Genomic DNA, 13686 nt, shown 5'->3' on the forward strand with positions numbered 1-13686 from the left:
GTATGCACGAAGCGCGACTCTACCAGAGACTGGAGGATGCCACCGTCCGCTGCTCGCTCTGCGCTCACCGCTGCACCATAGGCGAGGGCAAACAGGGGGTCTGCGGCGTTCGCATCAACCGCGGCGGGACGCTCTACGCCGCCACCTTCGGCAAAGTCATCGCCGAAGCGGTCGACCCCATCGAGAAGAAGCCGCTCTACCACTTCCTGCCCGGGACGCGCTCATACTCGCTCGGGACCATCGGGTGCAACTTCCACTGCGAGCACTGCCAGAACTGGCACATCTCCCAGCAGACGCTGGAGATGGAGGCGCTCCGCGACCTCACCCCGGAGCAGGGCGTGGAACGGGCGATCCGGTCGGGCTCTGCCAGCATCGCCTGGACCTACAACGAACCCACCATCTGGCACGAGTACCCGCTCGCGATGGGGACGCTTGCGCGTAAGAAGAACCTCGGGACCGTCTACGTCACGAACGGCTACATCACGGAAGAGGGGCTCCGCGAACTCGCGGGCATGCTCACCGCCTTCCGCGTCGACATCAAATCGTTCTCCGACACCTTTTACCGGAAGGTCTGCGGGGGGCGGCTGCAGCCGGTCCTCGACGCGACGGCGCTTGCAAAGGAGCTCGGGATGCACGTCGAGACGGTCACGCTGGTCATCCCGGGGCAGAACGACTCGATGGAAGAGATGGAGACGCTCATAGAGTGGGTGCTCGATACACTCGGGCCCGACACCCCGATGCACTTCACCCGGTTTCACCCCGACTACAAGATGCGGGAGGCGCGACCGACCGGGATCAGGACGCTTGAGAAGATCTACGAGCGGGCAAAAGATCTCGGGCTCCACTACCCCTACCTCGGCAACGTCGGCGGCCACCCCTACGAGAACACCTACTGCCCCGCCTGCGGCAGCCTCGTCATCGAGCGGTCGGGCTACGCGGTCAGGATCGTGGGACTCGACGACCATACCTGCACGGCATGCGGCGGGCGTATCGAGTATGTCTCAGAGATCCGGTGAACCACGACGGTTCCTCACCGACCGGATGCTCGGGACGCTCACCCGCTACCTCCGGTTCATGGGCTACGACACGATGAGCGCAAACAGCCTTACCCCGGGGAGCACCCGGGAAGATACCCTCCTCCTCGCGATCGCCGCCCGGGACGGCCGGCTCCTCCTGACCCGGGACCGGGAGCTCGCACGGCGGGGCGAGGCACAGGCGGTCTACATAGCGTCCGAAGGGATCATGGACCAGATCCGGCAGATGGCCGACCTCGAGCTGATCGAGCCCGAGATCCGTATGAGCCGCTGCTCGCTCTGCAACACGCGTCTCCGGCCCGCCACCGTCCGGGAGGTCCGTGAGACACCCTACGCCCCGCGGTCAGTCCGGGGAAGGGAGTTCTCATGGTGTCCCGTCTGCCGGAAACTCTACTGGATGGGGTCGCACGGCACCCGCCTTGAGCAGCGCCTGAAAAAGTCCCGCTCCCCCTGACCCGGGCGCCGGCCGTATTCCCCGACAGGAGCGTGTATCCCCTTTTATCAGAGAGTTCTGGAAGATCCAAAGATATATCAATGTTTATGGGGTATGCAGTGCGGCAACTGCAGGACCGGTCCGATCTTTTACCCGCCGGGACCCCTGCGAATACGCCGGCTGTCCGGCGTGGGAGAGGATGTGACGATCTCGGGTCGAGAAGTCCGGGCCTCATGCGCGAAGCCCGGGCGATGTGATGAGGAAATTCCATGGAACACTTGAAGATAGCGTTTTTCTGCTGGGAATCATTGTATGCCGAACGGGTCGGCGGGCTCGCGAATGCAGCGACAAACCTTGCCGAGATGCTGGCACGGCACCACGAGGTGCACTTTTTTACCCGGGGAGAGGGGAGAGATACCGAAGTTAACGGGGTCCACTACCACTACTGCCGGCCATCAGGCGAGGACATCGTCCGGTACTGTTCCGATATGAGTAGAAGGATGATCGACCGGTTCGACGAGTTCGATACACCGTCGTTCGACCTCCTGCACTTCCACGACTGGCACGTGGTCGATGCGCTCCGCCGGCTCCAGGACCGAGAGACCATCTTCACCTACCACTCGACGGAGTTCGGCAGGAACGGGAACACCCCCAGCAACAGGTGGCCGTTCCCGGAGATATCAGGGATTGAGCGTTGCGGCGCATCGATTGCAAAACGCATAACCGCAGTCTCTTCGACCCTCCGCCGGGAGGCCATGACCCTCTACGACATCCCGGACTGGAAGATCGATGTCATCCAGAATGGTATCGTCCCCGGCCACTATCAGGCGGACGTCGATCCGGAGGCAGTGAAACGGCGCTACGGCTTTGACCCTGACTCCCCGCTGATACTCTTTGTCGGCAGGCTTGCCTGGCAGAAAGGGCCCGATATGCTGGTGGATGCAGCTCCCCACCTCCTCCGGGAGCACGCGAACGGCCAGTTTGCCTTCATCGGGGACGGGCAGATGCGCCGGGGCCTCGAGACCCGGGCCGGGTCGCTTCCCATCCGTTTTCTCGGGCGACTGGCCGACCCGGACTACGTCGCGCTCCTCAACGCAAGCGAGATCGTCGCCATCCCGAGCAGGAACGAACCGTTCGGCCTTGTGCTCCTCGAGGCGTGGAGCGCCGGCCGGTGCGTGGTCGCGTCCGACGTCGGCGGGCTCTCCGAGAACATCGAGCACGGGACCGACGGGGTCAAGGTGCGGCCGCGCCCGGACTCGATCGCAGAAGGACTCGCTCAGGTGGTGGCCTCCCCCGAGAAGTCGCTCTCCATGGGCCGGGAGGGACTTACGAAGGTGAAGAAAGAGTTTCAGTGGAGCCACGTTGCAGAGCGGATGGAGGCGTCGTACCGGAAACTCGGGGACCAGGATAGAACTCCCCGCCGGCTCACGGCAGCATGACGGCGGTAAGGTGCTCCATCAGGCGGAACGGGTCCGACGAGACGACGGGAGTCCCCGCGTAGAGTTCCATCCCTCCGATATCCGATGTCCGGGAGTGAAGGTCGCCCCGATCAACCACCCATGCGACATAACGGCCCGGTTCGTCGAGCGGCGGCATGTACACCGCTGCATTGTAACTCTGCACCCCGATCTTCCGGTAGCACTCGAGCACCCTGGAAAGGGCGGGGGCGAGATCGTGCGATGACTCCGCGGTGATCGCGACCTCGTGCTCCTTCCTCGGGGTGAGGTGCGCCATGACCCGGGCGTTTTTGTAGACGAGACCGAGACCGAGGGCGGTATGCGCTAAAAAGAGGTCGTCATAGTAGTCACTCCCGTAACGGCACCGGTACTCCTCCCGGACCCGCTCGATCCGTGCCGGAGCGGCATACGGGCGGTGGGTGAGCAGGATCTGGGCATGGTTGTGGACGACGCTCGCCCCCGCACGCCAGAGGCAGTTCCAGATGAGAAAGGGGTAGACCGCCTGAGGGGCTGTGCGATGCGCATCCTGGCACCACCGGATGGCCACGCTGATCATATCGGCTATCTGCGGCTCTGCGGTGACGTAGGGGGTGCTCTCCTTCGCGATGATGAGGGCATGAAGGTAATCGTACTTGGCGATGTTGCTTGCCGTAACCCAGTGATCACCGTCGATCCTCCCGAAGGTGTCGGCTGGCGTCTCTTCGAGAGGATTTGAGAACGGCCCCTCCCTCGCAAGCGCCTGCAGGTCCCGCGTCTCCTCGGCACGGGGCGTCAGCACCGGGCGGCGCGCCCGGACAGAGTTGAAGAGCGTGCTCTCGCCGGTCTGGTTGTTGGTCACCCTGACGATCTGTTGCGCCCCGATATCACCGTACTTCCCCCGCACCCACGCTCTCATCGAGTCAGGGAAGACCAGGTGCCCGGGCTCGACATACCAGGAGTAGATCCGGGAGACGATCTCAACCAGGTCCGGCGCGAGTTCTTGCACAATGCCCGGCAGTCGGGTGATCTCAAGTTTGACCATGGGGTCTTCGTATACCGATCACGCACCAATAAAGATTCGCATCGGCCGGAACGGACTCAAAAAGAACCGCAAAACAGCCTGATCGGTACGGATCACAACTGCAGCCGCGTCCCGGGCATGGAATGGAAGGCTTATTGACCCCGGATAGAAAACATAATCTGAACCTAGAGATCTGCCTGGACCGGGCACTCTGGTGTATTTTACGGATTAAGGGACGATGGCATTCATAGACAGGTTCCGGACAAACGTCGAGAGGCTACGGCAGGAGAAAGATTATCCGGGCCTGGCCGCGGCCCTGGACGGTACCGACCCCGGGAACCGCGCCGATGCAGCGCGGGCGCTCGCGACCCTCGGGGTCCCGGCCATCCCGGATCTAGAGAGAGCGCTGGAACGAGCCGGGACCGCATCACGCGCCCGGATGACGGAAGCCCTTGCTTCGACCGGCGCCTCTTCCATCCCCCTGCTCCTTGCCCTGCTCCTCAGGGCGAGCCCCGCCCTGCAGGCATCCATCGCCACGGCGATCGCGGGAGCGGGTGACGGTATGGTTGAGGCGCTCCTGCCCGCGCTGCGCCACGAACAGCCGGCGATCCGGCGTGCCGCCGTGATTGCTCTCCGGAAAGCAGGGAAGAAGGTGGTCCCATCCCTCTCGGGACTGCTCCATGACGACAACCATCCGGTCCGGAGAGAGGCCGCGGATGCGCTTGCTGCGCTGGGGTGGGCGCCCGAGGACCCCGCGGAGAAGGTATGGTTTTACTACCTCCGGGAAGACTGGACGGAACTTGCCAAACTCCAGGGAGCGGCCGTCCCGACCCTCCTCAAAGCCCTGGCGAGCGAAGACCCCCGGGTCCGGAGCGAGGCGGCACAGACACTCGGGAAGATCCGTGATGGTCGGGCCGTTCCGGCGCTCATCAAGGCGGTGAAGGACCCGCAGATGGACGTGCGCATGCGTGCGGCCGAGGCGCTCGGGAAGATGGGCGACGACCGGGCAAAACCCCCGCTCGTCGAAGCGCTCAACGACCCCAACCCTCCAGTCCGGATGGAGGCGGCCTGGGCACTCGATCGATTGGGATGGATCCCGCATAGCGACCTCGCGAGGGCCGACCACCTGATTGCAGGCGAGCAGTGGAGCCAGGTCATCCGGTTGGGGAGGGTGGCCATCCCGTCGCTCATCCGGGCCCTCGCGGTGGAGTATTCGGGTGTCCGGATCGGTGCGAGTGAAGCGCTGCGGCAGCTGGGACAGCCTGCACTCAGTGCCCTGAGCGTGGAAGCTTCATCGAAGAACCCCGCGCGGCAACAGCGGGCACGGGACGCCCTCGAGTATATCCGGCGCTGCCAGGAAGAGATAGCCCGGAAACAGCCCGCACAGGAAGACCCCGCACGGTACGAAAAGGAACTCAAAGAGGGGCTTGCCAGCCAGAGGCGGTTCGAGAAGCAATTTGGGCGGCCGAATTTCGCCCAGAAGGAGCAGGCCCGGAAGCCCTCACCACCACCTAAAAAAGAGGCGGGGACCGCTCCCGAGAGCCCTGCAAAGCCCGCAGAGCAGGCAGCTCCCGAAAAAGCCGTAAGCCTGAACGACCTCCTCAAGGAGAGCCGGCAGGCGGAGACGGCGTGGGCACAGGTCAAGGCCCGGCTCAAGACAGAGACGCTGGCCCCGTTAGATCCGATCCCGCTCGATCAACTCATCCCGCTCGAGTTCGAGGAGGCGATCGCCGGTATCGAGGCGGAAGTCGCCCGGGAACTGCCAGAGGAACTCAAGCCCGATGAGCCCACAGAGCAGGAGGTCCCGGAACTTGAGATCCCGGAGATCCCCCGGGAGATGCCGGAACCCGAGGACGCTGAGCCTGTCCCGGAGAAGACAGCACTGGAGCAGTGCCTTGAAGCGCTCAGGAGCAGCGACGAAGAGATCAGGGCGGCAGCGGTTGCCGCGCTGCAGGCCATGGGAAAGGAGGCGGTCGGGTATCTCATCCAGGCGCTCAACGACCCTCACTATGCGGTCCGTATCGCCGCCGCGGAGGGACTCGGCGAGATCGGGGATCGGGCTGCCGTCGAACCGCTGGTCCTGGTCTGCAACGATGAAAGAGAAGATGTGCGGATCGCCGCTGCCCGGGCACTCGGAGAGATCGGCGACCGCCGCTCGATTCAGCCGCTGATACGTCTCTTCAGCGACAGGTATCACGGTGTCCGGGTCGCGGCATCAGATGCCGTCACCACCTTCGGGCGCGACGCGCTCGAGCCACTTCAAGAGGCGCTGGACGATCCGGTGCCGTCCGTCCGGGTTACGGCAGCCAGGGCAATAGGGCTCATCGGCGCAACCGAATCGATCCCGGTCCTCATCGAGCACCTGGGAGATGCGGCGCCGGAAGTCCGGTGGAGCGTTGCCCGGGCCCTCGCGGACTTCGGCTCCCCGGCGGTTGAGCCGCTCTTCCTGGTGCTGAGGAAAGGGAGAAAGGAGATGCGCCTTGCGGCGATCGACGGCCTCTGGGAGATCCCGGATAAACGGGCAGGCGAAGCGCTGACCTATGCCCTCAACGACGAGGACGAAGAAGTGAGGGCAAAAGCAGAGGCCGCCCTCAGGAAACGGCAGGTGATAGACGTCTGGCGGAGGACGCTCGGCAGCCAGGTCCAGGAGGAAGAGAGCGCACCGAAGAAGAAGAGGACCGTCCGGCTGGAGGATAAGAAGTCGTTTGAGCAGTCCGGCCCGCAGGAGATCGATACCCTCGTCGTGGCGCTCAAGGATAAAGACTGGAACGCGCAACTCGGCGCCGCAACACGCCTCATCATGATGGGGCGCCCCGCCGTGGACGGCCTCATCCGCGCACTCAGGGACGAAAACCCGGAGGTGCAGACCGCTGCCGCCAGTCTCCTCGGGGAGATGCGTGAGACCGCCGTCGAGCCGCTCATCGACGCCTTACGCGATCCCGACCGGTTCGTCCGGCTCGTTGCCTCCCGGAACCTGGGTAAGATCGGGAACAAACGGGCCATCGAGGCCTTGATCGGCTCCCTGCACCAGGAACCCGACGGCGAGGTCCGGGCGACCGTGGCGGAGGCGCTGGGCTACATGGGGAGCAAGCAGGCGATAGAATCGCTGGTCCTGGCACTGCGGGACAGGGACGATGCGGTCCAGATCGCCGCTGCCCGGTCTCTCGGCTACATCGGGGATAAACGTGCCGTCGAACCGCTGATCCAGGCCTTGAGCGACGTAGACGATCGGGTTCGGCATGCCGCGCTCGAAGCCCTGAAAGATCCCGGGGGCACGGCGCGGGGCCACCTCGTTGGTGCGCTCCGGTCCGGGGACGAGAGGCGCAGGGCGGGGGTTGCCGAAGCGCTGGAAGCAGTGGGCTGGGAGCCGGAGAACGGCGAAGAAGAGACACTCTACCTCATGGCCCGCGACCGGTGGGCCGAGGTGGACCGGATCGGTGCCGGCGCCCTGCCGGTGCTTGCAGAGGCGCTCTCCGACCCGTCGATCGAGGTGCGGGCAAACGCCGTCAGGGTGATTGCCCGGATCGGGGGAGATGAGGCCGTCGCCCCCCTCATCAAAGCGCTCCAGGACGACGCTCTCGCGGTCAGAAAACGGGCTGAACGGGCCCTGGTCGATATGGGTGAGGCAGTTCTTCCTGCACTCTCCCTGGCAGCCGCTGAGGTGCAGCCGGAGGCCCGGGCGGAGGTCCAGCGGGTCATCGATGAGATCCGCCGGGACGAAACGCCGGTCTCCTAGGGTATCCGCCCGGCCGCCTTCCAGTAATCGTACTCGTGCTGCCAGCGGTCCTTGTTCGCCGTGACCAGGGCCCGCATCCGTTCGAGCATCTCGGCGTGGAACTTCTCCTGCTCCGGGTAGGTCTCTTTGGTCTCGATGGCCTGTGCGAGTCGCTTCCCGAGTTCGTAGGCCCTCCCCTCCGCAGGCACGATCGTCTCCGGGTCTCCCCCGAGGACCACGCCGATGCCGCCCACGGTGTTCGCGCCCAGGGTCTGCATGACCCCGTTCAGGTATTCCACAACCTCGTCCGCCCCCGAACCGCCCGCCGTGGAGACGGCGCACCCGTACTTCCCGATGAAGGCCTGGCAGTGGATCGCGTCCGCCATCCGGTCGAGCATCGTCTTCATCTGGGCGGTTACCGAGTTGATGTAGTTGGGCGACCCGAAGACGATCCCGTCGCTTTCAAGCATCTTCTGATAAAGCTCGGCAAAATCGTCTTCAGTGATGCACTCTCCCCGCTCGTAGCAGACCTGGCACCCGGTGCAGTACTCGATCTGGAGCTTCGCGACATCCACGAGTTCCACCTCCGCTCCGGCGCTCTCTGCCCCGTCGAGGACGGCCTGAACGAGCCGGAGTGTCTGGCTCCTTGAGGCGCGGGGACTTGCGTTGATCCCAAGTATCTTCATCCTATCTCCTCACGAATTTCAAGATTGTTTGTCAGGCATCCCATGTGGTCTATGTCCCCGCTCTATTTATGACAGAGGCGGATCGGTTTTGCTAGATGGCAAAGTTTGCATGAGGGCAAAGAAATGTTCAGGCTCACCGGTACTAAAATATTCATACCAGGATTCCAGTGTGTTTGATTCAAAAACACCTAAATGCTCGATAATTTGTTTCGCCCACAACAAAGCTCCGGTGGAACTTGCGGTAATAAGGTTGTTATCTGCTACGGATGGCTTGTCTATATAAAAACTTTGCCCTTTATAACCAGGAGAAACCATTTCAAGAAATCCCGGTCCATTACTGGTATGCGGACGCTTGTCCAATAGCCCGGAGTTGGCAAGCGCAGCGGTAGCCCCACAGATTGCACACACCGTAGCGCCCAAAGAGAGGAGTTCGCTTGCTTTTTCGATGATAGCGCCATGCTTTGGGTCGTTCCATGTATTTGCGCCCGGTAATAGCAACACGCTTGTTTCACTCACAACAATATCATCAATTAAGCAATTGGGCACTATTGTCATCCCGCCCATTGTATTGATTGGCTCTTTAGAATAACTAACCGTTTTGAGCGATACACGTTGCTCGCCCTTTTTGAAAAATCGACCCGAATTCAGCTCTGAAATAACATGCCCCAGTTCCCAGTCGGCTAACGTATCAAGAACGTAAACATAGACGGTAACCATAAATTTCCTCCATTTTGTGTTTCTCATTCGCCGCCTCTTAAGAGTATGGACACAAACTCCCGCCCGGGGATTTTTTCAGCATGGATATTCCTCCTCTTGATTTTTTTTATAATACACCAGTGAATTTTCAATGTATTGAGATTCTCGTCCCTGCAAGCGGCTTGACGAACTCCCTTGAAAACTCTCTTATGTAGCCGTCCGTGAGCCCGGCTTCTGATCCGCTCACCTGCACCCTCACGGGATATCGTACGTGACATCGATCTCGGCGTGGTACTGCCGGTCGCAGTCGCCGGAAAGCGGATTGGTGGTGAAGATCTTCGTCTCGCCCGCCGGGAACCGGGGGGCGAAGAGGGTCTCGGTCGACCGGATCATGCCGTTCTGATCGTCGATGAGCATGAACCGGATGACGACGTTTCTCGCCGGAGCATCGCCGGTGTTGGTCACCGTCCCCGTCACAAGCCAGTAGCAGGACGTATCGGCACGGAAACGCCTCTCGGGTGCGGTGGCGGTGGCCGAGAACGAAGGCTGCGGTCCGGCGGGCGAGTAGGTGATCCGGGCAGTCGGAGTCTCCTCGGAGGTCGGCGCCTCCGGTCCTCCGGGAACCTCCGTGCAGCCTGCCGCGGCAGCAGCGCCGATGAGGCAGGCGATGATCAGGATGCTCAGGCAACTCGTTCCCCGAGACGCTCCCTGCATGATGGGTCATTGACCGGAGGCTATATAACAGGTTCGGAAGGGCATTCCGGCCGGAAAATGGTATCCGGGAGCACGGTGTGCCCCGGCGATCCAGGGCGGGGGAACGGTTATATCCTCTCCGGGTAAGGAATCGCACAAAGCCGGGAGGAGTACTGATGAGTGGGGATGCCGTAGAAACAGTCGGGACCGTGAAGGTCTGTAACGCCATAACAGGAGAGGTGGAAGAGGTTCAAATGGTCGTCAAATCCGACGAGGAGTGGCAACGCCAGCTGACGCCGCAACAGTTCTCCGTTGCCCGGAAGGCGGGCACAGAACCGGCCTTCACCGGGAAGTACCATGACTGCAAGGAGAACGGCCTGTATCTCTGTGTCTGTTGCGGCAACCACCTCTTCTCATCAGGGACAAAGTTCGAGTCCGGGACGGGCTGGCCGAGTTTCACAAAACCCGTATCGGACCTGAATATACGTACAGATCTCGACACCAAGTTTTCCATGCGCCGAACCGAGGTGCTCTGCAGGCGGTGCGACGCTCACCTGGGCCACGTCTTTGATGACGGGCCGCCGCCGACCTACCAGCGCTACTGCATGAACTCGGCGTCGCTCCGGTTCGTGCGGCGAGAGGACCTGCAACGGCAGGGATAGTGGAGAGGGGCGGTCACGGCGTTCCGCCGAGGCGCCAGACCGGGCTCTCTTTACCGATGGTAACCTTGATATAGGCACCGGCCGGGTCAAGGTCCTCGGGCACCTCGAAGAAGAGATACCCCGCCAGGACCTCATTCCGGCCGAGAAGAACCCTGGAGTATGACCCACCCTGGTTCGTCGGGCCGGGCGCTGCAAGCGGGTGATAGGTCGCTCCGGAGGAGTGGAGAGTGAAGGCGCTCTCCGCCGGGGTCTGGATCCGGGTGTTGACGCCGCTCCCTTTATGACCGAGGTGCGTCGCCCGGACAGCGACCTGGAGGTAGGACATCCCGGGCCCTGCGGAATACTGCACGGGTTTCGTGCCGCTGGTCCAGAAGGTGCGCGACCACGTCACCCGTTCGACGACCAGCGAGGCGGAGTTCTCCCCGCGGGCATCATCGTAACGGAACCGCTCACCAAGTTGCCTGGCGTCAGGGAACTCGGGAGCAGGCGCCGCGTTGAAGACCGGCGAATCCAGGACGAACTCCGAACCGTTTGCCGGAAGGCGATTGCACGCTTCCAGGGCATCGGTGAGACGTTCTGTCCCGAGAGCAAGGCGATCCAGCGCATCTTCCGTCACGCTCCGGTTCATGGGGATGCCCCGGCTGAGGAGGGTGCCGGCTGCGGCGAATTCATCCAGCGCAGCAATGAAATGCGAGCGGGCGGACTCGTTTTCAGGGGAGACCTCGAGGACGGCGGCGTCGCTACGGAGGCTCTCTGTAAAAGAGACGATCTCGACCGCCTGGTCGCGGAGCGCCGCATCGTCGTGGGTATGGAGCGCATGTATCTGCGCCACGGAGAGTTCCAGGAGCGGGATGCTGGCGCCGGCGACCAGCGACTTCAGTCGCTCGTCGTCCGTCGCAGAGAGGAAGAACGTGCCGTTCTCCGGCTCTCCCCCGGGTACGGAGGCGTTCCCCCCCTCTGCCGGCAAAGCGGGAGAGATCATCGCGCAGACTGCCGGAAAAAGGAGCAGGGCGGAGAGGATCACCCCGAGGCAGCCGGCAGCCAGCAGGACCGCCGCATGAGACCTCCTCATCGTCACGGATAAGGGTATCGCGCACAGGACGGATATTGGTTGCGATGGAGGTCGGGCGGTGCAAGAAGCCGGTCAGAGGCTCTTTCCTAGCGCCCAGACCGGAGAGGCGCCGCCATCAAGGGTCACCCGGATGGTGCATTCATCGAGATTGAGCGCTTCAGGAACGTCAAAGACGATGTATCCGGTCTTCACCCCGTACCGGTCCAGCCTCGTCGCAGTGTACGGCTCCCCGAGCGACGTCCCGGGAACGAGCGTCACCGGGGCATAGGTCGTCCCGCGATACTGGAGCGTGAAGGCACGCAACTCCGGGGTCCGTATCGTATACGTCCTGCTCTCTCCTTTATGGCCCAGGTTCGTGGCTTTCACCTGAACCAGCAGGAACGTCCTCCCGGGTTCCGCAACAACCGTCTCCCTGCTCCTGTCGTGAACATAATACACGCCGGTGCTCCTCACCGATTCCAGCATCAGGGAGATGTCGTTCGCACCGGTCCGGTCTTCGTAGACGTAGCGTTGCAGGAGCGGCAGCGCGTCTTCAGGGACGGCACGGGGAAGGGAGAGGTCGGCGGCCGCGATCTCCTCCGGCGCCTCCAGCATCGGGTTCTTCAGGCGCTCGAACGCATCGCGGAGGTGCTCCGACCCCTGCCGGTTCGCTTCGAGGGCTGCATCGACGGTTGTCCTGTTGAGGGGAGCAGTCCCCTGCAGTGTCTCGCCGACCGCTGCATATGATTCAAGAGCATGAGTGAACGAGGATTTCAGCTCGCTACCGTCGTCTGAGACCTCAAGCGGCGCTGACTCCCTGAGAAGGTTCTTTGCGAGCGTACGGAGCGCGGCAGCACTCTCTCTTGCCGGTACCTCGTCCCAGGCGTAGAGGGCGTAGGCGTTCTGCACGGAGAGCAGCATCAGCGAGACACCGTTCTCTTCGACCAGCCGGGCCAGTTCCTCGTCGTCGTAATCCGGGACGATCACGGTGCTGTTCTCGGCCTCCAGGGCGGTCTGGTTCTCTTCCGGGACGAGTGGCCCGGTCGCCGCCCCCGGCACGGACCTGGGGGTGAGGAACAGGCGATGGCCGCCCTGGAGCCGTTCATCAACCCCGGCAACGATAACGGAGAGGTTCCTCGCGGCCGCCGGCTGCGATTCCCCGGGGTCGGGCGTGCCCGGGCCGGTAACGGCCGGGGAGGGGAAGAACAGGGTGCTCGTAACGATCACGAGGGCCAGTATCATCGCAACGGCGTCCAGGAGGTCCACAATGAATATGATTCTACTTCTTCCAGAACAAAAACCTTCCCCGGGAGCCGGCGTTCCGGGTTTCGACCGCACGAACCCTTATTCCCCGGCGGCACCGACCTGTGATCCATGACTGGCGGTGCATCCCCCTGGGACGATGACTACCGGAGGCGGGGCAATCTCTGGGGCGGAGCGCCGCCGCCGCTCCCGGACCTCCCGGCCGGTGCCGCCGTCCTTGAGGTCGGTTGCGGGAACGGCAAGACCCTTGCGGCCCTTCTCCGACAGTCCTCGCGCGTGACCGCGGTCGACATCTCCCCCCGTGCCGTCGCCCTCGCCCGGCGGCACCCGGGCACAGCGGCGATCTCGCCCGGCGTCGCCGATGCCCGGCACCTGCCGTTCCGCAAGGGAACGTTCGACGCGGTCTTCCTGATCCACATCATCGGTCACCTGCCTGAACCGGGACGGAGAGCCGCGGTATCCGAGGTCTGCCGGGTGCTCAGGCCCGGGGGCGCGGCCTTCTTCCGGGGGTTCTCCGTCGAGGACATGCGCGCCGGGAAGGGAGACGAGACGGAGCCGCAGACCTTCCGGAGGGGCGACGGCATCATCACCCACTACTTCACCGAAGACGAGACAGAAGACCTCTTTGCACCACTCGACCCGGTCTTTCTCCGGACGCACCGCTGGCAGATGCGGGTCAGGGGCCGCGACCTCCCCCGGGCCGAGATCGAGGCGGTGTTCAAGAAAGAGGTCGGGGGTTTCCGGTGAGGGATGGCGTTCTGCAGGCGTGATTCGTAGATAGAGTTACTGAGGAGCAGATTCGTTGCGAGAGCCCGAAAAGGTGATCTGACGAGGCGATACCGTGCAGTGGACCGTGGTGGATATCGCCATTGGGGGAGGGGCTCGGGGGGGGGGGGGGGGGGGGGGGGGGGGGGGGGGGGGGGGGGGGGGGGGGGGGGGGGGGGGGGGGGGGGGGGGGGGGGGGGGGGGGGGGGGGGGGGGGGGGGGGGGGGGGGG

At 63.4% G+C, this 13686-nt stretch carries 12 protein-coding genes; 6 read left to right on the forward strand and 6 right to left on the reverse strand.

Going from position 1 to position 13686, the window contains the following annotated elements:
* Nucleotides 1–2: 2 nt before the first annotated feature.
* The 3 genes from amrS to V6K60_RS06050 all read left to right on the forward strand — a co-directional run bounded on the left by amrS (nt 3) and on the right by V6K60_RS06050 (nt 2906).
* The gene (gene amrS, locus V6K60_RS06040; RefSeq protein WP_332449612.1) at nt 3–1016 is read left to right on the forward strand and encodes an AmmeMemoRadiSam system radical SAM enzyme; all 1014 of its coding nucleotides are present in this window, start codon (nt 3–5) and stop codon (nt 1014–1016) included.
* Nucleotides 997–1488: a Mut7-C RNAse domain-containing protein gene (locus V6K60_RS06045; protein ID WP_332449613.1), complete on the forward strand. Its 492-nt coding sequence runs from the start codon at nt 997–999 to the stop codon at nt 1486–1488. Before amrS ends, V6K60_RS06045 begins: the two co-directional genes overlap by 20 nt.
* A 248-nt stretch (nt 1489–1736) precedes the next feature.
* Nucleotides 1737–2906, forward strand: coding sequence for a glycosyltransferase family 4 protein (locus V6K60_RS06050; protein WP_332449614.1), 1170 nt, complete (start codon nt 1737–1739; stop codon nt 2904–2906).
* Here the strand turns inward: V6K60_RS06050 and V6K60_RS06055 are convergent.
* Nucleotides 2893–3945, reverse strand: coding sequence for a hypothetical protein (locus tag V6K60_RS06055; protein WP_332449615.1), 1053 nt, complete (start codon nt 3943–3945; stop codon nt 2893–2895). The two genes, V6K60_RS06050 and V6K60_RS06055, sit on opposite strands and share 14 nt — an antisense overlap.
* A 217-nt stretch (nt 3946–4162) precedes the next feature.
* On the opposite strand from V6K60_RS06055, the gene V6K60_RS06060 reads away from it, so the two are divergent.
* The gene (locus V6K60_RS06060; RefSeq protein WP_332449616.1) at nt 4163–7660 is read left to right on the forward strand and encodes a HEAT repeat domain-containing protein; all 3498 of its coding nucleotides are present in this window, start codon (nt 4163–4165) and stop codon (nt 7658–7660) included.
* Here V6K60_RS06060 and V6K60_RS06065 read toward each other — a convergent pair.
* The 3 genes from V6K60_RS06065 to V6K60_RS06075 form a co-directional block, all read right to left on the reverse strand.
* The gene (locus tag V6K60_RS06065) at nt 7657–8325 is read right to left on the reverse strand and encodes a flavodoxin family protein (protein ID WP_332449617.1); all 669 of its coding nucleotides are present in this window, start codon (nt 8323–8325) and stop codon (nt 7657–7659) included. The two genes, V6K60_RS06060 and V6K60_RS06065, sit on opposite strands and share 4 nt — an antisense overlap.
* Nucleotides 8326–8391: 66 nt before the next feature.
* The gene (locus tag V6K60_RS06070) at nt 8392–9042 is read right to left on the reverse strand and encodes a type 1 glutamine amidotransferase family protein (RefSeq protein WP_332449618.1); all 651 of its coding nucleotides are present in this window, start codon (nt 9040–9042) and stop codon (nt 8392–8394) included.
* Between the two features lie 234 nt (nt 9043–9276).
* Nucleotides 9277–9735, reverse strand: a complete 459-nt coding sequence (locus V6K60_RS06075; RefSeq protein WP_332449619.1) for an FxLYD domain-containing protein — start codon at nt 9733–9735, stop codon at nt 9277–9279.
* Nucleotides 9736–9890: 155 nt separating this feature from the next.
* Here V6K60_RS06075 and msrB point away from each other — a divergent pair, with 155 nt between their 5' ends.
* The gene (msrB, locus tag V6K60_RS06080; protein WP_332449620.1) at nt 9891–10376 is read left to right on the forward strand and encodes a peptide-methionine (R)-S-oxide reductase MsrB; all 486 of its coding nucleotides are present in this window, start codon (nt 9891–9893) and stop codon (nt 10374–10376) included.
* Between the two features lie 13 nt (nt 10377–10389).
* On the opposite strand, the gene V6K60_RS06085 is transcribed toward msrB, so the two are convergent.
* Nucleotides 10390–11454 carry a hypothetical protein gene (locus tag V6K60_RS06085; RefSeq protein WP_332449621.1) on the reverse strand — a complete coding sequence of 355 codons (1065 nt, stop codon included), beginning with the start codon at nt 11452–11454 and terminating at the stop codon, nt 10390–10392.
* Between the two features lie 66 nt (nt 11455–11520).
* Nucleotides 11521–12693: a hypothetical protein gene (locus tag V6K60_RS06090; protein ID WP_332449622.1), complete on the reverse strand. Its 1173-nt coding sequence runs from the start codon at nt 12691–12693 to the stop codon at nt 11521–11523.
* A gap of 108 nt (nt 12694–12801) precedes the next feature.
* On the opposite strand from V6K60_RS06090, the gene V6K60_RS06095 reads away from it, so the two are divergent.
* On the forward strand, nt 12802–13437 hold the full coding sequence (locus V6K60_RS06095) for a class I SAM-dependent methyltransferase (protein ID WP_332449623.1): 636 nt from the start codon (nt 12802–12804) through the stop codon (nt 13435–13437).
* Nucleotides 13438–13686: the final 249 nt, after the last annotated feature.

Origin of the sequence: Methanoculleus sp., assembly GCF_036677455.1 — an archaeon.
GTDB lineage: Archaea > Halobacteriota > Methanomicrobia > Methanomicrobiales > Methanoculleaceae > Methanoculleus.